Below are 20508 nucleotides of genomic sequence, written 5' to 3' on the forward strand. Positions count from 1 at the left end.
CCATCCAGGATGCGGCGGATCCGGCTTCGCCGGTCCGTTCGCATCGCCCCTTGGGGGCGCGCGAAGCGCGTAGGGGGAAGCTTCATATTGGCTATGATAACTGCTGTCCTGCCCCTTAAAGGGGCGTTACCTACTTCCGAAGAAATCGATGGCCGCCAACCGTTCCCGCAGCAAACCGACCCCTTCCGCGCCGGCTCGTCCTCCCATCGTCGCCAACCAGGCGCAGTTCCGCGAACTGATCGCCCAGGTGCTCGAAGAAAGCCGCCGCGCCGGCGCCACCGATGCCGCCGCCGAGGTCTCGGAAAGCCAGGGCCTGTCGGTCACGGTGCGCAAGGGCGCGCTGGAAACGGTCGAGCAGACGCGCGACCGCTCGCTCGACGTTACCGTCTACGTGGGCCAGCGGCGCGGCTCGGCGTCCACCTCCGACTTTTCCGGGCAGGCGCTGCGCGACACCGTGCAGGCGGCCTACCACATCGCGCGCCACACGGCCGAAGACCCGGCCGCCGGCCTGCCCGAGGTCGAGCTGCTGGCCACCGAGGCGCCCGACCTGGACCTCTACCACCCATGGGACATCTCGGCCGAGCAGGCCACCGAGCTGGCGCTGACGGCCGAGAACGCCGCGCGCGCGGTCGACCGCCGCATCACCAATTCCGACGGCGCCTCGGTCTCCACCTACGAAGGCCATTTCGTGCTGGGCAATACGCGCGGCTTCCTCAACGGCTACCCGTATTCGCGCCACAGCCTGTCGGTGGCGCCGATCGCCGGCCGCGGCGACAACATGCAGCGCGACGACTGGTACACCAGCGACCGCAACCCCGCGCGCCTGGCCGACCCGGCCGCGGTGGGCCGCTATGCGGCCGAACGCGCGCTGTCGCGGCTGTCGGCCCGGCGCATCCGCACCGGCCGCTACCCGGTGCTGTTCGAGGCGCCGCTGGCCTGCGGGCTGCTGGGCGCGCTGACCCAGGCGCTGAGCGGCGGCGCCCTGTATCGCAAGTCCAGCTTCCTGGTCGACAGCCTGGGCCGCCAGATCTTTCCCGGCCACATCGACGTGGCCGAGGATCCCTTCGTGCCCGGCGCGCAGGGCAGCACGCCGTTCGACGACGAGGGCGTGGCCACCCATGCGCGCGACCTGGTCAAGGGCGGCGTGGTCGAGGGCTACCTGCTGTCCACCTATACCGCGCGCAAGCTCGGCCTGCGCACCACCGGCAACGCCGGCGGCTCGCACAACCTGACGCTGTCGTCGCGCCTGACGCAGCCCGGCGACGATTTCCGCGCCATGCTGCGCAAGCTCGGCACCGGCCTGCTGGTGACCGAACTGATCGGCCAGGGCGTCAACTACGTGACCGGCGATTATTCCCGCGGCGCCTTCGGCTATTGGGTCGAGAACGGCGAGATCCGCCATGCGGTGCAAGAGATCACCATCGCCGGCAACCTGAAGGACATGTTCCTCGACGTCGCCGCGGTCGGCGCCGACACGCTGGTGCGCGGCACCAAGCGGACGGGCTCGATCCTGATCGGCAGCATGGCCATCGCCGGGCTGTAGCGCCGGCAGAGGCGTATCCGCGGCGCCGGCACGTCCCGGCCGGCATGGGGATTGCTGGCCGGCCTCGGACGGCCGGACGGGGCGGCCGGATAAGCATGCATGGCACGGCCGCGCGGGGCGGCCACATAAGGAGAATCGATGAAATCGAAGGCTTCGCACCGGGTCGTCATCGTCGGCGGCGGCGCCGGCGGCCTGGAACTGGCCGTCCGCCTCGGACGGCGCTATGGCGCCGGCGTGGTCACGCTGGTCGACGCCACGCCGTTCCACGTCTGGAAGCCGTCGCTGCACGAAGTGGCGGCCGGCACGATCGATATCCATCGCGAAGGACTGTCGTACGCCATGCTGGCGCACGACAACGGATTCCGCTTCGTGGCCGGCCGCATGACCGGCGCCGACCGCGCGGCGCGCCAGGTGCAGGTCGATGCGCTGCGCGACAGCGACGGCGAGGAAGTGCTGCCGGCCCGCACGCTGCCCTACGACACGCTGGTGCTGTGCCTCGGCAGCAACGGCAACTTCTTCAACACGCCGGGGGCCGAGCAATATGCGGTCTCGCTCGACTCGACCGCGTCGGCCGAACGCTTCCGTATCGAACTGCTGAAGGCGGTGGCGCGCAAGGGGCGCGCCGGCGCCGGGGCCGCCGTCGAGATCGCCATCGTGGGCGGCGGCGCCACCGGCGTGGAGCTGGCCGCCGAACTGCACGAGGCCGGCCGCACCCTGGCCGCCTATGGCCTCGGCGTCGAGGCCGTGCCGCGCCTGGACATGACGCTGATCGAAAGCGGGCCGCGCATCCTCGGCCCCTTGCCCGAGCGGGTGGCCGACGCCGCGCGCGAGGAACTGGTCCGGCGCGGCGTGCGCGTCAAGGAAGGCTGCAAGGTGCTGGAGGTGGCGCAGGGCAGCCTGCGCACGTCCGGCGGCGATCTGCCGGCCGACCTGTTCGTATGGGCGGCCGGCATCAAGGCGCCCACGCTGCTGCGCGACCTTGGCCTGCCCGTCAATGCCGTCAACCAGCTGGTGGTGGACGACCGCCTGCGCACCGAGGACGAGGCCGTCTACGCTTTCGGCGATTGCGCGGCCGCGCCCTGGCAGGGCAAGACCGTGCCGGCGCGCGCCCAGGCCGCCCACCAGCAGGCCGCCTACCTGGCGCGCGTGCTGTCGGCCCGCATCGAAGGCCGCAGCCCGCCGGCCGAACCGTTCGCCTTCCGCGATTTCGGCTCGCTGGTGTCGATCGGCCACGCGGAAGGCGTGGGCACCCTGATGGGCGGCCTGGCGGGCCGCAGGCTGCTGGTGGAAGGATGGGTGGCGCGCGTGATGTATGCCAGCATCCATTGGTCGCATTACGCCACCGTGCTGGGCTGGTGGGGCGCCACGATGCGCTCGCTGGCGCAGTTCTTCGGCCGGCGTTCGCGGCCGCGGGTCAAGCTGCACTAGGCGGGCCCGCGTGGCTTTTCCGAAGCGTCGGGGCACGAACCGGCAGGCACGCCGGACGGCGTTTCGATCGGAGAATCACGACATGATCCACGCAATGGAGATCAGGGCACCGCGGCGCATCGCCCGCGCGCTGTGCGCGGTGGCGATGGCGTTGCTGCTGCCCCTGGCCACGGGCGCGCAGGCGCCCGGCCTCGATGCGCAGTTGCACGCGGTACAGAACCGGTGGGCGCAGATCGAGTACTCGGCGCCCGAGCAGGAGCACGAGTCGCGCTTTTCCGGACTGGCAGGCGAATCGCGGCGCATGGCCGAACAATTTCCCGATCGCGCGGAGGCGCGCATCTGGTACGGCACCGTGCTGACTTCGTGGGCCGGCGCCAAGGGCGGGCCGGGCGCGCTGGCACTGGTCAAGCAGGCCAAGGCGGAGTTCGAACAGGCCATCGCCATCGATCCCGCCGCGCTGGGCGCCTCGGCCTTGTCCCGCCTGGGCCTGCTGTACGGCAAGGTACCGGGCTGGCCGATCGGCTTCGGCGACGACGCGAAGGCCGAACAGTTGTTCAAGCAGGCGCTGGCCATCAATCCCGGCGGCATCGATACGAACTATTTCTATGCCGATTTCCTGGTGGCCCGCAAGCGCTTCGACGAAGCCCGGCGCTATCTGGCGCGCGCGCAGGCGGCGCCGCCCCGGCCCGGCTACGAAGCGCTCGACGCCGGCCGGCGCGCCGACATCGCGCAGCTGGTGAAGCGGCTGCCGCAGTAGCTCAGACCACGATCCCGAACAGCTTGCCGATGCCGGCGGTGAGCGCGATCGCCAGCGCCCCCAGCACGGTTACGCGCAACGCCCCGCGCAGCACAGGCGCGCCGCCCGCATGCGCCGCCAGCGCGCCCAGCGCCGCCAGCGACAGCAGCGAGCCGGCGGCCATCCAGGCCAGCACCGCGCCGCCGCGCGCGGCGACGAAGGCCGCCAGCGGCAGCGCGGCGCCGCTGGCGAAGCTGCCGGCCGACCACGCCGCGGCCTGCAGCGGTTTGGCGCGGTTGTGGGGCGAGATGCCGAGCTCGTCGCGCGCATGGGCGTCGAGCGCGTCGTGCGCCATCAGCTGGACGGCCGCGCTGTGCGCCAGCCTGGGGCTGAGCCCGCGCGCCACGTAGATGTCGATCAGCTCCTGCAGTTCCCCGTGCCGGTCGGAGGCCAGCGACCTGGCCTCCAGGCGCAGGTCGGCCGCCTCGGTCTCGGCCTGCGACTTGACCGACACGTACTCGCCCACCGCCATCGACAGCGAGCCGGCCACCAGCCCGGCCAGGCCCGCCGTCAGCACCGACGACGGTTCGCCGTGCGCCGACGCCACGCCTGCCACCAGGCTGGCGGTGGAAACGATGCCGTCGTTGGCGCCCAGCACGGCGGCGCGCAGCCGGGCGCTGCGGAAAATGCGGTGATGGGTTCGCTCGGGCATGGCGGGTTGTCGAGGGGCGGGAAACGGACGCGGAAAGCGCCGCCGGCGGCCAGCGTCCGGCATTTTATCAGCGCAGTGTGGGGCATGTTCCTGTAATCTTCCGCGCCACTGCACCTGCCAATTTTTTTCAGGAACGGCTATGCCTATGGTTTCCCGCGTCTTTGGCGGATTGACGGGAGTCGTCATGCCGCATGCGATCGGCGACTCCCTCTATCTCTGCGTATTGCTGCGCAACCTCCTGAGCCAGGGCGCCAGGCTGGAGCTGGTGGGCGGCGTCATCGCGCCGCTGCGGGACTGGTTTCCCTACGCCTCCCATCTCTTCGTGCCCGACCCGCCGGCGGCCGATGTCGCCGGCGCGTTGGCGCGCTATGACCGGATCGTGCAGATGTACCCGCGCAGGGTCGCCGGCGAATATCTGAACGCCGGCAACCTCGTGTCGCTCATCCACCAGCCGCATTTCGGCAAGCGTATCCACATACTGGATTCGCTGTTGATGATCGGCGGCGACATGGGGCTTGCCGGCGAACTGTCGAGGGATTGCGGGATGCGGCCTCCGGCCGCCCGGGCGCTGCGGTTTCGCCACTTCCCGGAGCGGGTCGTGATCCACCCCACCGCCAGCAACGATTTCAAGGCCTGGGGAGCCGGCAATTTCGTCGATCTTGCGCATGCCCTGGAGCGCTGGGGGCTGGACCCGTGCCTGGTGGTGTCGCCGTCGGAATGGCCGGCGTGGAAAGCGCATGCGGGCCGGGTCCGGATAGAAGTCCTGCCGGACCTGGCCGACCTGGCGGCGTTGATCTACGAATCCGGATGGTTCATCGGCAACGACTCCGGCGTGGGCCATCTGGCCTCGGCCCTCGGGCTACCCACGCTCTCGCTGTTTCCCCGCAACGGGCTGGCGCGCCGGTGGCGCCCGGCCTGGGGCAGAAACCGCGTGGTGCTGCCGCTGCCGCTGGTTTTTCCGACGGTCTTGAAAGAGCGCTACTGGCGGCAATTGCTGCCAGTGTCGCGGGTGCTGCGGGCTTTCGATGCGCTGCAGGCGGAAGTCGCAGGCCTCGGCGCACATTGCCTTTTCGACCGCCACCTGGGCCAGCGTGACCGCCATGCGCTTTTTGACGGTTAGACACTAGTTATATAAAACGTCTAAAATCGAATCCGGACTGCACGGCGTGCAGAACCGCATTCGGAAGTCATTTGGAGCGTTGGCGATGTTCGAAGAATTGGAGCGTCTATTGACCGCCCGCGGCGCCCGATTCCGGACCATCGAACATCCGCCCGCGGGAAAATCCGACGAGGTTGCCCGCATTCGCGGCACCGAGCCGGGCCAGGGCGCCAAGGCCATGCTTTGCAAGAGCAAGGACGATCCCCCGCGTTTCATTCTCGCGGTTCTCCCGGGCGACAGGAAACTCGATTTCCGCAAGCTGGCGCAAGCGCTGGGCCTGAAGAAAGTCACCATGGCGAGCCCCGAGGAAGCGACCCGGGAAACCGGCTGCGCGATCGGAGCGATCCCGCCTTTCAGTTTCTCGCCGCAGATCGAGCTCGTGGCCGATCCGGGCCTGGTCCGGGCGTATCGGGAAATCGCCTTCAACGCAGGCCGCCTCGACCGCTCGATGGTCCTCGATTCGCAGGACTATCTTGCGATCGCGTCTCCCAGGCTGCATCCCCTCTGTGCCTGATTCTCCGTTCGATCCCGTATGGCCGAACGGTCTCCGGGCGATCTCGCTGGATCTCGACGACACCTTGTGGCCGTTCGCGCCGGCCGTCGCGCGTGCGGAAGCCGCGCTTCACCGGTGGATGCTGGAACGTTTTCCCGGCATCGCCCGGACGGCCTCGGGCCCCGGCGCGCTCGCCCGGATGCGCGAGCGAACGGCCATCGAACGCCGGGACCTGGCCGAAAGGCCGGACCTGATCCGAAAAGAATCCATCCGCCGCATTCTCGCGGCCGCCGGCGGCGACGGCATATTCGTGGACGAGGCCTATGACGTCTTCTACGCCGAACGCCTGCGGGTGGAGCTCTACGACGACGTCGTTCCCGCGCTCGAATGGCTTGCGGCCCGCTATGCTATCGTCGCGGTCACCAACGGAAACTCGAGCCTGGCGGCTGCGGGCATAGACCGGTTCTTCGACGCCGCGGTAACGGCGCAAGAAGTCGGCGCGGGCAAGCCGGAGGCGCGCATATTCCACGAAGCGGCCCGAAAGCTGAAACTGAGCCCCTCCCGGATACTGCATGTGGGCGACAGCCATCCCATGGATGTCGTTGGCGCCCGGCGCGCCGGCATGGCGGCGGCATGGCTGGTGCGGGAGCCCGTGCCGCCTGCCGCAAGAGATACGCGAGACACGCGCGAACCGGACGCCCATGCCGTAGTGGGCAGTCTCGGCGACCTGTGCCTGCTTCTGCAAGGCACCCGCATGGCAACGAAAGATATTCCAAGATGAAGGCGATGCCGAAGAAGGACCTTACCAGCGAACAGCGGGTCATCCTGGACCAGGTGAAGCAGATCGCGCAGGCGCTCGGCGAAACGCTGGCGCCGTTCACGGAGGTCGTCGTGCACGACCTGCGCTCGCCCCAGCACGCGATCCTGGCCATCCACAACAATCTGTCGGGACGAAAAGTGGGGGATCCGGCCACGGAGCTCGGCCTGGCCCGGATCGCAGACGACGATTACCCCCAGGTGCTGGCCAATTACGCGAATGAATTTGCCGATGGCCGGCGCGCCAAGAGCACGTCGATCGGCATCAAGGATTCGGGCGGCCATTATTTCGCCGCGCTCTGCCTGAACGTGGACGTGACCGCGTTCCGCGGCATGGCCTCCATATTGGAGCGGTTCTCCGCCATCAACGGCGAGGCCAAGGAATCGATCGATCCCGCCAATGCGGACAGGCTGCGCGAGCGGATCGGCCAGTTTGCCGCGAACCTGGCAACCACCCCCAGGGCGTTGCGGCTCGACCAGCGCCGCGAGCTGATTGCCTCGCTGAAGGACGAGGGCTATCTGGAGTTCCGCCGCTCGGTCGACATCGCGGCCCAGGTTCTTGGCGTATCGCGCGCCACCGTCTACAACGACATCAAATAGGCCGGGGGATTTCCGGCGGCAAACCGGAATTCCCCCCAGCCGTCCGGCCTCGCTAGACGCGGATGTCCGGAATCCGGATCGTGAGTTTCTTGCTGCGGGCGGCGTCGATGCCTTCCGCGATCCGCCTGCCGATGGCGCGCACCATCTGCGCGCCCTTTTCCGCGGTGGCCGGCTGGGCATCGCCCACCACGCCGCCGCGCTCGATCGTCTGCTGGTAAAACTCGGCCGGATCGCGGGGCACGAACCAGGAATTGCCTTCCAGGCGCGGGTCCAGCGTCAGATGGCCTTGCCGCAGCGCCGGATGCGACACGCCGGCGGGGCGGTCGGGCGGGGCGAGCTTCATGTCCACCAGTTCCGGATAGAACGCCAGCATCATCGACGTTTCGCTCTCGCCGGCGTGTCCCAGGGTGCCGGTCGGACCTTCGGCAAGCTTGAACACGTCGTCGCGCGCGATCAGTCCGCAGTCGGCAACGGCCACGAAGGCGCCCGTGTCCAGCTGCAGTTTCGCGGCGGCGATCTCCAGCGGCGGCACGTTGGCCTGGCGATTGCCGTTGACGAAGACGATGCGCTTGAAGCCGTGCCGCACCAGGCATTCGCCGATTTCGACGGCAACCTGGGTGAGCGTGGCCGCGGAGAAGCCCACGGTGCCCGGAAAGGCCATGTGGCCGTACGACCAACCGTAGTGCAGCGGGGGCGCGATCAGGCAGTCCGTCATCGTGGCGGCCGCCACGCTCGACTGGATCGCCCAGCCGGTGTCGAGCATGAGCGCGGCGTGCTCGCCATGCTGTTCGGTGGCGCCGATGGGTACCAGCACCACGTCGCTGCGCTTGATGCGCGCTTCCACGACCCGCCAGGTCAGTTCGTGGATCCAGTTGCTTTGCGGTTTTTCCACCATGGGTTCCTTACTCTGCCGTGATGTGGGCCCGGCGCACGATGTCGCCCCACTTATCGTAGTCCGACTTGATGGTGGCCCTGAAGCTTTCCACCGAGCCGCCGATCGGTTCGAGCGCCTGGCGCTCCAGCCGCTGCCGCAGTTCGGGCGTCTGCAGGGCCTTGTTCACGGCCTCGTTCCAATAGGCCACCGTTGCCGGCGCCATGCCCGCCGGGCCGGAGATGGCGTACCAGTAATCGTTGTCGTAGTTCGGCAGCACGCTCCGGATCAGCGGAACGTTCGGTACCAGGGGATTGGGATTCTGGGACAGCATGGCGATCGGCTTGAGGTTCTTCGCCTGGATCTGGCCGATGAGTTCGGGCAGCAGGCCGAAAATCATCGTGGTATTGCCCGCGATGATGTCGTTCACGGCCGGCGCGCCGCCGCGGTACGGCACGTGCAGGATGCTGACGCCGGCCTGGGCCTTGAACAGCTCACCCGCGAGGTGCGGGCCGCCGGCGGAACCGGAGGAGGCGAAGCTCAGCTTGTCGGGATTGGCCCTGGCGTAGGCGATCAGTTCCTGCACCGTGTTGAACGGCGCGTTCTTGTTGGCCACCAGGATGAACGGCACGCGCGCGACGTTGACGATAGGCGTGAGGTCCTTGTCCGGATCGATCGGCAGGTTCATGCCGGGCACCTGCTTGGAAACCGCGTGCAGGTTCAGGAAGGACATCATCAGCGTCTGGCCGTCCGGCTTGGCCGCCGCGGTCGCCTGCGCGGCGATGAAGCCGCTGGCGCCGCTGCGGTTTTCGACGATCACCTGCTGGCCCACGATCGGCGTCAGGCTATTCGCGAGAAGACGGCCCAGGATGTCGGCGGTTCCCCCGGGGGCGAACGGGATGATGAGCCTGACCGGCGCGGTGGGGGCCTGGGCGAAGGCCGTCAGGGGAACGCACAGGAGCAATAGGCGCAGAAGGTGTCTGAACATTTCAATCCTTGAGTAGACGATCCGGGCGCCGAGAGATTTCGGTGCGCCCGATTATTGTCAGTTTATCTAGGATTGTACAAATCGTAAATAACGGAAGTCCGCCATATTGACGGACGCGTGGCGCGCATTAATTGACCGTTCGTCCATGAATATCCCGCTGCGCTTTTCCGGTGCGAAGAGACCGGAAAACTGCTTCCATATGGTGCGCCGGGCGGCGGAATGGAGGGTCGAATCGGCCACGTGCACAGCGGTGGTGCCAGGGGCCGATATCGTGGCGGCGATATGCTGTGGTACCGCGGCAACGCCTCAGGCGGATACCAGCTGGCAGAAACGCTGGAGATCGACATTGCCGCCGCTGACGATGACCCCGACGCGCTTGCCCTTGAGCGCATCCTTGTGCTTGAGCGCGGCGGCCAGGCCCAGGCAGCCCGTGGGTTCCACGATCATCTTCATCCGTTCGGCAAAGAACCTCATCGCGTCGACCAGTTCGCGGTCGCTCGCGGTCAGGATGTCGTCGACGTCGCGCTTGATGATGCCGAAGGTGTAGTTGCCCAGGTGCTGGGTCTGCGCGCCGTCGGCGATGGTCACCGGCGTGTCGATATGGACGATGGCGCCGCTGCGGAACGATTGCTGGCCATCGTTGCCGGCCTCGGGCTCGACGCCGTACAGCTCGCAGCCGGGGGCCAGCGCCCGCGTCGACAGGGCGGTGCCGGACAGCAGCCCGCCGCCGCCCAGGGGCACGAACAGGGCATCGAGCGGGCCGGCTTCTTCGAACAGTTCCTTGGCCGCGGTGCCCTGGCCGGTCAACACGTCGGGGTGGTCGTAGGGCGGGATCAGCGTCAGGCCGCGCTCGGCGGCCAGGCGCCGCCCGATGGCCTCCCGGTCTTCCTCGTAGCGGTTATAGACGATCACTTCGGCGCCGTAGCCCTTGGTGGCCGCGACCTTGGCGGCCGGGGCGTCGTGCGGCATCACGATGGTGGCGGGCACGTCCAGCAGCTTTGCCGAGAGCGCAATGCCCTGGGCATGGTTGCCCGACGAGAAGGTGACCACGCCGGCCTTGCGCTGCTCGGGCGTGAACTTCGCCAGCGCGTTGAAGGCGCCGCGGAACTTGAAGGCGCCCATGCGCTGGAAGTTCTCGCATTTGATGAACACCTGCGCGCCCGTCATTTCGTTCAGGGTGCGCGAGGTGTTGACGGGAGTCTTGTGCGCATAGCCTGCCAGGCGGCCGGCCGCCGCCTCGACGTCGGCGTAGGTGGGAAGGTCGATGGTCGTCATGGTTGGATTTCCGGAGTCGGTGTTTTACCAAGGCCACGCCACGGAGGTGCCTTGGCCTCGCGCGCGGGCGCCTTCATACAGAGTGCGGGCGACGGTCAGATCCTGCAGTGCGATTCCCGTCATATCGAACACGGTGATTTCGTCGTCTTTCCGGAGCGGCTTGTGCTGCTTGGCGATCAGGCTTCCCATCTCCGTGCACTCCGTGCCGCTTGCCCATTGGCACTCTCCCACGGATCGCGACTGCGCCAGGTCGTCGACGACGACGCGGGCGCGGGCAAGCAGGCCGGGGGGCAATTCCCGCTTGCCGGCCGTATCCGAGCCCACGCAGTTGAGGTGCGTGCCCGGCCGCACGGCGTCCAGGCTGAACAGCGCGCCGCCGCCCGTCGTCGCGGTGATGACCACGTCGCTCGCGGCGACGGCTTCGTCGCGGTTGGCGGCCAGCCGCAATTCGCATTTGCCGTGGAATGCCGCTTCGAAGGCGAGGTCGGGTTGGCCGTTCGCGCTGACATACCGTACATGCCGGATTCCGGGCAGGACCTTGAGCGCATAGCGCAACTGTACCCGCGCCTGGACGCCGGTGCCGAACACGCACAGGCTGCCGCTGTCCGGCCGCGCGAGTTCCTGCAGGCCGATCCCGCCGGCCGCGCCGGTGCGCTCGGCCGTGATGGCGTTGCCGTCCATGAGGCACAGCGGACGCCCGGTGGCCGGGTCGAACAGCATCACGGTCGCCTGGTGCGGCTCGCTGCCCAGCTCGCGGTTGCCCGGCCAGAAGCCGGCCGCTTTGAAGCCGAGCACGTTGTCTCCGGCGATGTCTCCCGCCTTGATGCCGAAGACGCCACCTGTGTGCAGATGTTCGCGAATCAGGGGGAACACCCGGCCGCTGCCCTGGCTGTGGAGACTGAATGCCAGACGCACGGCGGCAAGTACATCGTCGGGATCGAGCAGGGATTCGACGGTTCGGCCGTCGAGCAGGAGGAGCGTTGCGTCTTGAGGCATCGGGGGAGGGGGGCTGATTCGTGAAGGGCGTGCCGTCGTTACAGGCAAGAACGAGCAGGGCCCGTCAGACGGGCCCTGTGGGATTTATTTATTGTGTATAACAGTAGACAAAAAGTCAAATCAGTGCGCGGGACTCAGCGCGACGGCCTCGATCTCGACGGCGGACCCGTAGTGAAGGGCCGAAGACGCCGCCACGGCCCGGGCCGGCCTGTGGTCGGCGATCCATTCGGCATAGAGCCTGTTGAAGGCCGGCCACTGGCCCATGTCGGTAACGAATACCCGCACCTGGACCAGGTCCCTGCGGGTGGCATCCACCGCCGCCAGGCAAGCATCCAGGTTGGCCAGCACTTGTCTGACCTGGTCTTCGAACGGCAGGTCGCCGAGCGGCTTGCCATGGGCATCGACCGGGAGCTGGCCCGAGATGTAGGCGAAGCCGCCGGCCACGCAGACGTGGGAGTAATGCCCGGCAGGCGGAGAGATGTCCCTGCTCATAACGCAGGCGATGTCTTGCGAGGTGTATTTGGAAGACACTCGGATGATTTCCCTTGGAATTCCTGAGGCCGCGGCATGTCTCCGCAAATGACACTGTACCGGGTTATTAACTTTATGTCTAATTTTAGACAATCTATTTAATAATCGGGCCCGCCTCACCCTTGCCGCGTGTCCTGCCGGACCCAGTCTCCCGACTTGCCGCCGCGCTTTTCCAGCAGCCGCACGTTCTCCATCACCATCCCGCGGTCCACCGCCTTGCACATATCGTAGATGGTGAGCAGCGCCACCTGCACCGCGGTCAGTGCCTCCATCTCGACGCCGGTGGCGCCTACGGTTTCGGCGCGCACGGTGCAATGGACCGCGCAGGCCGCTTCGTCCAGTTCGAAGTCGCAGGCCACGTGGGTGAGCGGGATCGGATGGCACAAGGGGATCAGGTCGGCCGTTTTTTTCCCGGCCATGATGGCGGCGATGCGGGCCACGCCCAGCACGTCGCCCTTGTCGGCCTTGCCGTCGCGCACGCGCGCCAGCGTGGCGGCCTGCATGCGGATGCTGCCGCCGGCCACGGCCACCCGCGCCGTGGCCGGCTTGGCGCCCACGTCGACCATGTGGGCGCGGCCGGCGCCGTCGAAATGCGTCAGGTCGGCCATCACTGTTCCCCGGTAGCGATGGGCGCGCCGGGGCGGCTGCACCACTCGCTCCACGAGCCTGGGTACAGCGCCGCGCCGGGCAGGCCGGCCACTTCCATCGCCAGCAGGTTGTGGCAGGCGGTCACGCCGGAGCCGCATTGGCTGATGGCGTCGGCCGGCGGCCGGCCGTCCAGCAGCCCGGCGAACGCGGCGCGCAATTGTTCCGCCGGCAGGAAGCGGCCGCCGGCCAGGTTCTGCGCGCACGGGCGATTGACCGCGCCCGGAATATGTCCGGCCACCGGGTCCATGTGCTCGTTTTCGCCGCGGAAGCGGTCGGCGGCGCGAGCGTCGATCACCACGTGGCGGCCGTCGCCGATCCGGGCGCGCAGCGTGTCGTAGTCCACCGTGGCAGCCAGCGCCGGCCGCAGCGTGAAGCCGCCCGCCGGGCGCGGCGGAGCCACGCCGGTTTCCAGCGGCAGTCCGGCCTCGCGCCAGGCCGCCAGCCCGCCGTCGAGCACCGCGGCCGCGGCATGGCCGGCCCAGCGCAGCATCCACCACAGGCGCGCGGCATAGATGCCGCCGGCCGCGTCGTAGGCCACCACCCGCGTGCCGTTGCCGGCGCCCAGCCGCGCCATCGTGGCGGCGAAGGTTTCGCGGGCGGGGAGGGGATGGCGGCCGTTGTTGCCGCTGCGCGGCGCGCTGAGGTCGCGCTCGAGGTGCACGTAGACGGCGCCGGGCAGCCGCGCCAGGACGTGGGCCCGTTCGCCGGCCGCGGGATCGGCCAGGTCGAAGCCGCAGTCGCAGACCAGCACGTCGGCCCCCGGCGCGCGCAACAGCGCCTGCAGTTCGGCGGGAGAGATCAGCGGGGTATCGGGCATCTTCATTTTCCTCGCGCCCGTCGCGCCGGACCGGGGCTTTTGGGCTATCGTTCCAGTATCCATGGCGTGCGGTCTGTACCGCCCCATCCAGGATGCGGCGGATCCGGCTCAGCCGGTCCGCCCGCATCGCCCCCTCGAGGGGGCGCGCGAAGCGCGTAGGGGGGGTGGACCCATTATCATACTTGCATGGCGACCCTATCCCGACCCTCTTCGCGCTGCCTGCGGGCCATTGCCGCCGCGCTGCTGGCGCCGTTCCTGATGGCCTCGGCACTGCCGCGCGCCGCGCTGGCGCAGCCGGTGGGCCTGCCCGACCTGGGCGATTCGGCATCGACGGAGCTGTCGCCGCGGCTGGAGCGGCGGCTGGGCGAGGCCATCATGACGGATTCGGAGCACGATCCGGACTACATCGGCGATCCGGCCATCCGCCAGTACCTCACCAACCTGGGCGGCCGGCTGGTGGCCGGCGCGCCGCCGGGCGCGCCCGACATCCGGGTATTCGCCGTGCGCGACAGCGAGATCAACGCCTTTTCGATGCCGGGCGGCTTCATCGGCGTCAATGCCGGGCTGGTGGTGGCGGCGGAAAACGAATCCGAGCTGGCCGGCGTGCTGGCGCACGAAATCGGCCACGTGGTGCAGCGGCACATTGCGCGCGGCCTGGTGCAGCAAAAGCAGAACAGTCTCATCATGGTGGCGGCGCTGCTGGCCGCCGTGGTGGCGGCGCGCGGCAACTCGCAGGCGCCCGAGGCGGCGATGGCCTTCGGCCAGGCCGCCGCCATCGATTCGCAGCTGGGCTTCTCGCGCGACGCCGAGCGCGAGGCCGACCGCACCGGCTTCGACATGCTCAATGCGGCAGGCTTCAACGTCAACGGCATGGCGGCCTTCTTCGGCCGCCTGATGCAGCTGACCTCGGTCAACGAGGGCACCGGCAACGTCTTCACCCGTACCCACCCGCTGTCGATCGAGCGGATGTCCGACATGCAGAACCGCGCGCGCTCGGTGCCGCAGCATTCGTACACCGATTCGCCGGATTTCTATTTCGTGCGGGCCAAGCTGCGGGTGCTGCAGTCCGGCGGCAACGCGCAGGAAACGCTCGACGCCATCCGCTACCTGGAAAGCCGCGCGCGCGACACCACCAACGGCGTCGAACGCGCCGCCGACCTGTACGGCGTGGCCACCGGCTGGATGATGCGGCGCGACTACGCCAAGGCCAGCCAGGCTTATATGGAAGCCACTTCGGGCGCGCGCGACCATTTCATGCTGGCCCGCCTGGCGGTGGACCTGGCGCTGGCCCAGGGCGACACGGCGCATGCCCTTGAACTGGCGCGCGCCGCCTATGCGCGCTGGCCCCAGCAGCTGACCCTCGCCTACGCGGTGGGCGAAAGCCTGCAACGCGCCGGCCGCGACCGCGAAGCCGTCGACTTCCTGCGCGAGCAGATCGGGCGCTGGAGCGAGGAGTCCGGGTTCCGCCAGATGCTGGCCAATAGCTACGAAAAGCTGGGCAACGACGTCGCCAGCCGCCGCAACATGGCCGATTACTACGCCATGACCGGCGCGCTGCCGGCCGCGGTCGAGCAACTGCAGCAGGCGCGCAGGATCTCCAAGGATTTCTACGAACAATCGCAGATCGACGCGCAGGTCAGGGATCTGCAGCGCAAGCAGAAAGAAGAGCAGGATCTGTTGAAGCGGTTCCAGAGCTGAGCCGGAGATGGCCCAAGGTTGTCCTGTCCCATAAAGACTTGGGTGTAGGACTGGTGGCCAAGTTGCTGAAACAGGCCGGGTTGAAATAAAGGAAGGACGATCGCCATGAAATATCCCATTGCAATCGAACCCGGTGACGACAAGCACGCCTGGGGCGTCGTGGTGCCCGATCTTCCAGGCTGTTTTTCTGCCGCCGACGAGGGCGTGGACGAAGCCATTGAAAACGCCAAGGAAGCGATAACGCTGTGGATAGAAACCGCCTCGGACGATGGCATGGAGATCCCCGCACCCAGCAGCATTACCGATCTTCAACGAGATCCTGAAACAAGGGCTGGATATGGGCGATTGCCGAAATCGATCCTGCCATCTTCGATGACACCATCGAGCGTGTAAACATCACGTTGCCGCGCCGGATCCTGGCGCGCCTGGATGCCAAGGCTCGTGCTGCGGGCGCATCACGCTCTGCCTATATCGCGCAACTGGCGATACAGCCGGAAGTATCGAAGCACGTTTAAATCCGGCGAGGGCCGTTTCTCCACGCGGGAGAGCAAACAGCTCGTTCAGGCTCAATTCTTCATTCCGGCTGGCCGCCTACGCAGTCCCCGGCAGACTCCGAACCCTGCGGATTGGCCACGAAGCCGAAATGGCGGTCCGCCCCGCCCGCGAGCGGGCGCAGCGGCACGACGGCATCCGGCAAGGCCCGGCAGCGCACCGAGAACGCCGCCGCCGGCGCATCGGGCGCGCCGCCGCCTTCCAGCAGGCGCTGCAGCCAGTCCGGCGCGGCTTCGTCCAGCGGCCGGCCGTCTTCGCCGGTCATGCCGTCCAGCACCCGTTCCAGGTCGCGGTCTTCGACCAGGCCGGGGCCGAGATCGGTGGCGGCGTACAGGTTGCCGTCGGCGTCGATCGCCCATTCGTGTACGGCACTCACCTGGGCGCCGGTGTGGGCGACCAGCCCGGCGCCGGTATCGCCGGTGCGCAAGATCAGCGGCGCGCCGTCGAGCCGCAGGAAGACCCGCTGCGGCCCGTTCTGGAAGTACCAGCGGCCGGCGTCGTCGCGCAGGTAGTTGCGGCCGATGAAGGCCTGCACGCCCGGGTGCGCGATTTCCTCGCCCGTGCCGCCGCGCGCCGCGTCGCCGCGCGCATGCAGGCGCCAGCGGCCGCGCCGGTCCAGCGACAGCCAGCCGAACGCGTCCGGCACGTTGGGCCAGCGCGCCATCGCGGCGACGACGTTGTCATCCATGCCAATCCCCAGTGCGACGAATTTTCTGCAGCGCATGATTCAGCACCGTCCTGTCGAGGGCACCGCGGATCCGGCTTTGCCGGTCCGCTGGTGCCGCCCCTTGAGGGGCGCGCGGAGCGCGTAGGGGTGGGCCCATCTGTCAATCCCCCGTGCGGAAGAATGTAGCCAGGCGCGCCGGCAGCCAGCCCAGGCTGGTGGGGAAGCGGCCGGTGGCGAAGCCGACGTGGCCGCCGTGCCGTGGCTGGTGCAGCAGCACGGCATCGGAGGCGTCCTTCGGCTCCGGCAGGCAGTGGGCCGGCAGGAAGGGGTCGTTGCGCGCGTTCAGCACCAGCGTCGGCACCGCGATGCCGCCCAGCAGCGGCTTGCTGGAGGCGCGCGCCCAGTAGTCGTCGGCGTTGCGGAAGCCATGCGTGGGGGCGGTGTAGGCGTCGTCGAATTCCTTCAGGTCGCGCGCGTTGGCGACGCGGATCACGTCGACCGTGCCGGGGAATTTCTGCGCCTTCTGCAGCGTCTTGGACTTCAGCGTGCGCAGGAACATGGGCGTATAGAGGCGGCGGTTGACGAAGCCATGGCCCAGCGCATGGCCGCCAACGGTCAGGTCGAGCGGCGCCGAGATGCCGGCGGCGGCCGCGAGCCAGCCGGCGGCGGCGCCCTGTTCGCCCAGGTATTTCAACAGCACGTTGCCGCCCAGCGACACGCCGGCGGCGTGCCAGCGGGCGTCCGGCGCGCGCTGCCGCACGGTCTCGAGCATGAAGCCGAGTTCGGCCGAATCGCCCGAATGATAGGCGCGCGGCAGCCGGTTCGGCTCGCCCGAGCAGCCGCGGAAGTGGGGTACGACCACCGTCCAGCCGCGCGAGCGGAAATGCTGGGCGATCGCCTGCGCGTAGTGGCTGGCGCTGCTGCCCTCCAGGCCATGGAACAGGGCCAGCGCATCGGCGCCGCGCGGCGAGGGCTTGCGGGCCGCCAGCGCGGCGGCGATGCCGCCGGCCGGGGCGGGGCCGGGCACCAGGCCGGGCGCGGTCCAGTCCAGGTCGATGAAATCGCCGTCGGGCGTCTCGACCCGCTCGCGCGCGAAACCTACGCGGTGGTGCGACGCGCACAGCGCCGCATAGATGGTTTGACTATGTCCTTCGGGCAGCCAGCGGGGCGTGGGGCAGGCGGTGGTGTCCAGTCGGGCGGGCATTCAGTGCAGCAGGTCGGGGATGTCCTCGGGGACCGGCTCGAACCCGGCCGGCGCCTGCGACGCGTGGTGCAACACCAGGCGCCAGCCAGTCGGACCCTTGTGATAGACATTGGTTGCATGGCAGTTCAGGATCTGCCGGCTGCGGCCGCTGCCGGCCACCAGCTGCTCCACCACGGTGTGGACCGAGCTCATCATGCTCTGCACCGTGTGCAGGTGCAGCGGGCGGATCGGCAGCGGTCCGTTGGCGAAGATTTCCTGCCACGATTCCTGCACCGCCTGCAGCCCCACCAGCCGCGGGCCGCCGGGGTGGATGCAGACGATTTCCTCGTCGTCGGACCACACTTCCATCAATTGCGCGAGGTCGGCCTGCTCCAGCGCCTCGTAGAAGGCGTGTTCGGCTTCGTCGGGCGTGGCGAACAGCGGCGACGTGCGGGGGGTCATGGCGGTTACCGGAACACGATGGTCTTGTGACCGTTGATCAGGATGCGGTGCTCCACGTGCCAGCGCACCGCGCGCGACAGCACCAGGCTTTCGACGTCGCGGCCGACCTGGGTGAGGGTTTCGGGCGACATGGTGTGGTCGACCCGCGCGATGTCCTGTTCGATGATCGGGCCTTCGTCGAGGTCGGGCGTGACGTAGTGCGCGGTGGCGCCGATCAGCTTGACCCCGCGTTCGTGCGCCTGGTAGTAGGGGCGCGCGCCCTTGAAGCTCGGCAGGAAGCTGTGGTGGATGTTGATCGCGCGGCCGGCCAGCGCGTGGCACATGCCGGCCGACAGGATCTGCATGTAGCGCGCCAGCACGACCAGGTCGATGCGTTCGCGCTCCACGATCTGCAGCACCTGCCGCTCCTGCTGTTCCTTGCCGCCGGATTGCACCGGCAGATGGTAGAACGGAATGCCGTACGAAGCCGACAGCAGCGCGAAATCGGGATGGTTGGAGACGATGGCCGGGATCTCGATCTGCAGTTGCCCGCTCTTGACGCGGAACAGCAGGTCGTTCAGGCAGTGGCCGTGCTTGCTGACCATCAGCATCACGCGCTGCTTGCGGTGCGCGTCGTGGATCTGCCAGCTCATGCCGAAGCGTTCGCCGATCGCGGCGAACTCCTCGCGCACCCGGCCGGGGCCGACCCCGTCGGGCAGCGAAAAATGCACGCGCAGGAAGAACAGCTTGGTGTCTTCGTCGCCGAACTGCTGCGAATCGATGATGTTGCAACCACGCTCGAACAGGAAGCCCGAGACGTGGTAGACGATACCGATCGAATCGGGGCAGGCGAGCGTCAGGATGTGGTCGTTCTGCTGCACAGGAATGTCCTGTAAAAAAAGCCCGCCGGGCGGCATTCAGCCGCCCCGATCCAGGACGCCGCGGATCCGGCTCCGCCGGTCCGCCAGCGTCGCCCCTTGGGGGCGCGCGTAAGCGCGTAGGGGGCCTTAATGCCCCCCGTGGACGATAGCGCCGGCCTTCAGCCGATATTCGGCGCCACAGTACGGGCACTTGGCCTGGCCCGTGGTGGCGACGTCGAGAAACACGCGCGGGTGCATGCTCCACAGCGGCGCGCGCGGCCCGGGGCAGGCCAGCGGCAGCTCGTCGCCGTCGATTTCGATCACTTCTTCTTTCGTGTCGGCATTCATGGCCATTTCCTGCTCAGCTCTGTTTCCATGGTGCTGCGCACCTTCAAATACGGCACCAACCTGCGTCACTGCATCCAGGGCACCGCGGATCCGGCTTCGCCGGTCCGCCGGTGCCGCCCCTCGAGGGGCGCGCGAAGCGCGTAGGGGTGGGCTCAAACCCTCGTCAGCCAATGGGCGTATTTCTCGTTGCGGCCGGCGACCAGGTCGAAATAGGCCTGCTGTACCTTGGCCGTGACCGGCCCGCGGCTGCCGGCGCCGATCTTGCGGCCGTCGAGTTCGCGGATGGGGGTGATCTCGGCGGCGGTGCCGCTGAAGAAGGCTTCGTCGGCGATGTAGACGTCGTCGCGCGTGAGGCGACGGGTGACGACCTTCAGGCCGAGGTCGGCCGCCAGCGCATGCACGGTGGCGCGCGTGATGCCGATCAGGGCCGAGGCGATCTCGGGTTCGTAGATCACGCCGTCCTTGACGATGAAGACGTTCTCGCCCGCGCCCTCGGCCACGAAGCCGTCGGTGTCGAGCAGCAGGGCCTCGTCGTAGCCGGCGTCGGTGGCTTCCATGTTGGCCAGGATCGAGTTGGCGTAGGTGGAGGCCAGCTTGGCGCGCGGCATCGTCACGTTGACGTGGTGGCGGGCGTACGACGCGGTCTTGATGCGGATGCCTTTTTCGAGGCCGTCGGCCCCCAGGTAGGCGCCCCATTCCCAGCCGGCGATGGCCACGTGCACGGTGGCGCCCTTGGGCGAGACGCCCATCTTTTCGGAGCCGTAGAAAGCGATCGGGCGCAGGTAGCACGATTCCAGCTTGTTGGCGCGCACCACTTCCTTCTGCGCTTCCATCACCTGTTCCCGGCTGTACGGGATGGGCATCTGGTAGATGTGCGCCGAGTTGAACAGGCGGTCGGTATGCTCCTTGAGCCGGAAGATCGACGTGCCGAGATGGGTCTTGTACGCGCGAACACCCTCGAATACCGCCAACCCGTAGTGCAGAGAGTGCGTGAGCACGTGGGTATTGGCCTCACGCCACGGTACGAGCTTGCCGTCGTACCAGATGAAGCCGTCGCGGTCTGCCATCGACATGATTTGGATCTCCGAAATGAACCAGACATTGTAGCAATCTGTGGCCCTGCATGGCCGTGCCCGCGATTTTGCG

The 20508-nt window shown here is 68.2% G+C and carries 22 protein-coding genes and 1 pseudogene; 9 read left to right on the forward strand and 14 right to left on the reverse strand.

Going from position 1 to position 20508, the window contains the following annotated elements; all coding sequences use genetic code 11:
• The first annotated feature begins 148 nt into the window (after positions 1-148).
• The 3 genes from pmbA (at position 149) to ABD927_RS00110 (ending at position 3728) form a co-directional block, all read left to right on the forward strand.
• On the forward strand, positions 149-1543 hold the full coding sequence (pmbA, locus tag ABD927_RS00100) for a metalloprotease PmbA (protein WP_345245066.1): 1395 nt from the start codon (positions 149-151) through the stop codon (positions 1541-1543).
• 138 nt (positions 1544-1681) lie between these two features.
• Positions 1682-2971 carry an NAD(P)/FAD-dependent oxidoreductase gene (locus ABD927_RS00105; protein WP_345245068.1) on the forward strand — a complete coding sequence of 430 codons (1290 nt, stop codon included), beginning with the start codon at positions 1682-1684 and terminating at the stop codon, positions 2969-2971.
• Between the two features lie 82 nt (positions 2972-3053).
• Positions 3054-3728 carry a tetratricopeptide repeat protein gene (locus ABD927_RS00110; protein WP_345245070.1) on the forward strand — a complete coding sequence of 225 codons (675 nt, stop codon included), beginning with the start codon at positions 3054-3056 and terminating at the stop codon, positions 3726-3728.
• Position 3729: 1 nt separating this feature from the next.
• Here the strand turns inward: ABD927_RS00110 and ABD927_RS00115 are convergent, their stop codons facing one another.
• Positions 3730-4419: a VIT1/CCC1 transporter family protein gene (locus tag ABD927_RS00115; RefSeq protein WP_345245072.1), complete on the reverse strand. Its 690-nt coding sequence runs from the start codon at positions 4417-4419 to the stop codon at positions 3730-3732.
• Between the two features lie 145 nt (positions 4420-4564).
• Between ABD927_RS00115 and ABD927_RS00120 the strand changes: the two genes are divergently transcribed.
• The 4 genes from ABD927_RS00120 (at position 4565) to ABD927_RS00135 (ending at position 7487) form a co-directional block, all read left to right on the forward strand.
• A complete protein-coding gene (locus tag ABD927_RS00120) occupies positions 4565-5539 on the forward strand; it encodes a glycosyltransferase family 9 protein (protein ID WP_345245074.1) in 975 nt (324 codons plus the stop codon).
• A gap of 85 nt (positions 5540-5624) precedes the next feature.
• The gene (locus tag ABD927_RS00125) at positions 5625-6092 is read left to right on the forward strand and encodes a YbaK/prolyl-tRNA synthetase associated domain-containing protein (protein ID WP_345245076.1); all 468 of its coding nucleotides are present in this window, start codon (positions 5625-5627) and stop codon (positions 6090-6092) included.
• Positions 6085-6852 carry an HAD family hydrolase gene (locus ABD927_RS00130; RefSeq protein WP_345245078.1) on the forward strand — a complete coding sequence of 256 codons (768 nt, stop codon included), beginning with the start codon at positions 6085-6087 and terminating at the stop codon, positions 6850-6852. Before ABD927_RS00125 ends, ABD927_RS00130 begins: the two co-directional genes overlap by 8 nt.
• Before the next feature lie 5 nt (positions 6853-6857).
• Positions 6858-7487: a helix-turn-helix transcriptional regulator gene (locus ABD927_RS00135; RefSeq protein WP_345245910.1), complete on the forward strand. Its 630-nt coding sequence runs from the start codon at positions 6858-6860 to the stop codon at positions 7485-7487.
• A gap of 52 nt (positions 7488-7539) precedes the next feature.
• Here ABD927_RS00135 and ABD927_RS00140 read toward each other — a convergent pair whose 3' ends face one another.
• The 7 genes from ABD927_RS00140 to ABD927_RS00170 all read right to left on the reverse strand — a co-directional run bounded on the left by ABD927_RS00140 (position 7540) and on the right by ABD927_RS00170 (position 13613).
• The gene (locus ABD927_RS00140) at positions 7540-8379 is read right to left on the reverse strand and encodes a creatininase family protein (protein WP_345245080.1); all 840 of its coding nucleotides are present in this window, start codon (positions 8377-8379) and stop codon (positions 7540-7542) included.
• A 10-nt stretch (positions 8380-8389) separates the two neighbouring features.
• On the reverse strand, positions 8390-9346 hold the full coding sequence (locus ABD927_RS00145; protein ID WP_345245082.1) for a Bug family tripartite tricarboxylate transporter substrate binding protein: 957 nt from the start codon (positions 9344-9346) through the stop codon (positions 8390-8392).
• Positions 9347-9652: 306 nt separating this feature from the next.
• A complete protein-coding gene (locus tag ABD927_RS00150) occupies positions 9653-10621 on the reverse strand; it encodes a threo-3-hydroxy-L-aspartate ammonia-lyase (protein WP_345245084.1) in 969 nt (322 codons plus the stop codon).
• A gap of 24 nt (positions 10622-10645) precedes the next feature.
• The gene (locus ABD927_RS00155) at positions 10646-11617 is read right to left on the reverse strand and encodes an ornithine cyclodeaminase family protein (RefSeq protein WP_345245086.1); all 972 of its coding nucleotides are present in this window, start codon (positions 11615-11617) and stop codon (positions 10646-10648) included.
• 120 nt (positions 11618-11737) lie between these two features.
• Complete coding sequence (locus ABD927_RS00160) at positions 11738-12109, reverse strand: RidA family protein (RefSeq protein ID WP_345245912.1); 372 nt, start codon at positions 12107-12109, stop codon at positions 11738-11740.
• A 155-nt stretch (positions 12110-12264) separates the two neighbouring features.
• Positions 12265-12756 (reverse strand): cyclic pyranopterin monophosphate synthase MoaC, encoded by a 492-nt coding sequence (gene moaC, locus ABD927_RS00165; protein ID WP_345245088.1) that lies wholly within the window; start codon positions 12754-12756, stop codon positions 12265-12267.
• On the reverse strand, positions 12756-13613 hold the full coding sequence (locus tag ABD927_RS00170; protein ID WP_345245090.1) for a sulfurtransferase: 858 nt from the start codon (positions 13611-13613) through the stop codon (positions 12756-12758). Before ABD927_RS00170 ends, moaC begins: the two co-directional genes overlap by 1 nt.
• Before the next feature lie 186 nt (positions 13614-13799).
• Between ABD927_RS00170 and ABD927_RS00175 the strand changes: the two genes are divergently transcribed.
• A complete protein-coding gene (locus tag ABD927_RS00175; RefSeq protein ID WP_345245092.1) occupies positions 13800-15311 on the forward strand; it encodes a M48 family metalloprotease in 1512 nt (503 codons plus the stop codon).
• Positions 15312-15416: 105 nt separating this feature from the next.
• Positions 15417-15826, forward strand: a pseudogene (locus ABD927_RS00180) (type II toxin-antitoxin system HicB family antitoxin).
• Positions 15827-15885: 59 nt separating this feature from the next.
• On the opposite strand, the gene ABD927_RS00185 reads toward ABD927_RS00180, so the two are convergent.
• From ABD927_RS00185 to ABD927_RS00210, 6 genes are all read right to left on the reverse strand, one after another.
• On the reverse strand, positions 15886-16551 hold the full coding sequence (locus ABD927_RS00185) for a DUF2946 family protein (RefSeq protein ID WP_345245094.1): 666 nt from the start codon (positions 16549-16551) through the stop codon (positions 15886-15888).
• 139 nt (positions 16552-16690) lie between these two features.
• Positions 16691-17734 (reverse strand): YheT family hydrolase, encoded by a 1044-nt coding sequence (locus ABD927_RS00190; RefSeq protein WP_345245096.1) that lies wholly within the window; start codon positions 17732-17734, stop codon positions 16691-16693.
• Positions 17735-18154 carry a YybH family protein gene (locus ABD927_RS00195; protein ID WP_345245914.1) on the reverse strand — a complete coding sequence of 140 codons (420 nt, stop codon included), beginning with the start codon at positions 18152-18154 and terminating at the stop codon, positions 17735-17737.
• Between the two features lie 26 nt (positions 18155-18180).
• Positions 18181-19035 (reverse strand): formyltetrahydrofolate deformylase, encoded by an 855-nt coding sequence (gene purU, locus ABD927_RS00200; RefSeq protein ID WP_345245098.1) that lies wholly within the window; start codon positions 19033-19035, stop codon positions 18181-18183.
• A 126-nt stretch (positions 19036-19161) separates the two neighbouring features.
• Positions 19162-19362, reverse strand: coding sequence for a zinc-finger domain-containing protein (locus ABD927_RS00205; protein WP_345245100.1), 201 nt, complete (start codon positions 19360-19362; stop codon positions 19162-19164).
• A gap of 152 nt (positions 19363-19514) precedes the next feature.
• Positions 19515-20435 (reverse strand): branched-chain amino acid transaminase, encoded by a 921-nt coding sequence (locus tag ABD927_RS00210; protein ID WP_345245102.1) that lies wholly within the window; start codon positions 20433-20435, stop codon positions 19515-19517.
• Between the last annotated feature and the right edge of the window lie 73 nt (positions 20436-20508).

This window comes from Pigmentiphaga soli (assembly GCF_039541095.1).
GTDB classification, from domain to species: domain Bacteria; phylum Pseudomonadota; class Gammaproteobacteria; order Burkholderiales; family Burkholderiaceae_B; genus Pigmentiphaga; species Pigmentiphaga soli.

Bases quoted from the DNA above. Each gene is read 5' to 3' on its own strand.
- pmbA (WP_345245066.1), top strand. From the start codon at position 149: ATGGCCGCCAACCGTTCCCGCAGCAAACCGACCCCTTCCGCGCCGGCT.
- ABD927_RS00105 (WP_345245068.1), top strand. From the start codon at position 1,682: ATGAAATCGAAGGCTTCGCACCGGGTCGTCATCGTCGGCGGCGGCGCC.
- ABD927_RS00110 (WP_345245070.1), top strand. From the start codon at position 3,054: ATGATCCACGCAATGGAGATCAGGGCACCGCGGCGCATCGCCCGCGCG.
- ABD927_RS00115 (WP_345245072.1), bottom strand. From the start codon at position 4,419: ATGCCCGAGCGAACCCATCACCGCATTTTCCGCAGCGCCCGGCTGCGC.
- ABD927_RS00120 (WP_345245074.1), top strand. From the start codon at position 4,565: ATGGTTTCCCGCGTCTTTGGCGGATTGACGGGAGTCGTCATGCCGCAT.
- ABD927_RS00125 (WP_345245076.1), top strand. From the start codon at position 5,625: ATGTTCGAAGAATTGGAGCGTCTATTGACCGCCCGCGGCGCCCGATTC.
- ABD927_RS00135 (WP_345245910.1), top strand. From the start codon at position 6,858: ATGCCGAAGAAGGACCTTACCAGCGAACAGCGGGTCATCCTGGACCAG.
- ABD927_RS00145 (WP_345245082.1), bottom strand. From the start codon at position 9,346: ATGTTCAGACACCTTCTGCGCCTATTGCTCCTGTGCGTTCCCCTGACG.
- ABD927_RS00150 (WP_345245084.1), bottom strand. From the start codon at position 10,621: ATGACGACCATCGACCTTCCCACCTACGCCGACGTCGAGGCGGCGGCC.
- ABD927_RS00155 (WP_345245086.1), bottom strand. From the start codon at position 11,617: ATGCCTCAAGACGCAACGCTCCTCCTGCTCGACGGCCGAACCGTCGAA.
- ABD927_RS00160 (WP_345245912.1), bottom strand. From the start codon at position 12,109: ATGAGCAGGGACATCTCTCCGCCTGCCGGGCATTACTCCCACGTCTGC.
- moaC (WP_345245088.1), bottom strand. From the start codon at position 12,756: ATGGCCGACCTGACGCATTTCGACGGCGCCGGCCGCGCCCACATGGTC.
- ABD927_RS00170 (WP_345245090.1), bottom strand. From the start codon at position 13,613: ATGCCCGATACCCCGCTGATCTCTCCCGCCGAACTGCAGGCGCTGTTG.
- ABD927_RS00175 (WP_345245092.1), top strand. From the start codon at position 13,800: ATGGCGACCCTATCCCGACCCTCTTCGCGCTGCCTGCGGGCCATTGCC.
- ABD927_RS00185 (WP_345245094.1), bottom strand. From the start codon at position 16,551: ATGGATGACAACGTCGTCGCCGCGATGGCGCGCTGGCCCAACGTGCCG.
- ABD927_RS00190 (WP_345245096.1), bottom strand. From the start codon at position 17,734: ATGCCCGCCCGACTGGACACCACCGCCTGCCCCACGCCCCGCTGGCTG.
- ABD927_RS00205 (WP_345245100.1), bottom strand. From the start codon at position 19,362: ATGAATGCCGACACGAAAGAAGAAGTGATCGAAATCGACGGCGACGAG.
- ABD927_RS00210 (WP_345245102.1), bottom strand. From the start codon at position 20,435: ATGTCGATGGCAGACCGCGACGGCTTCATCTGGTACGACGGCAAGCTC.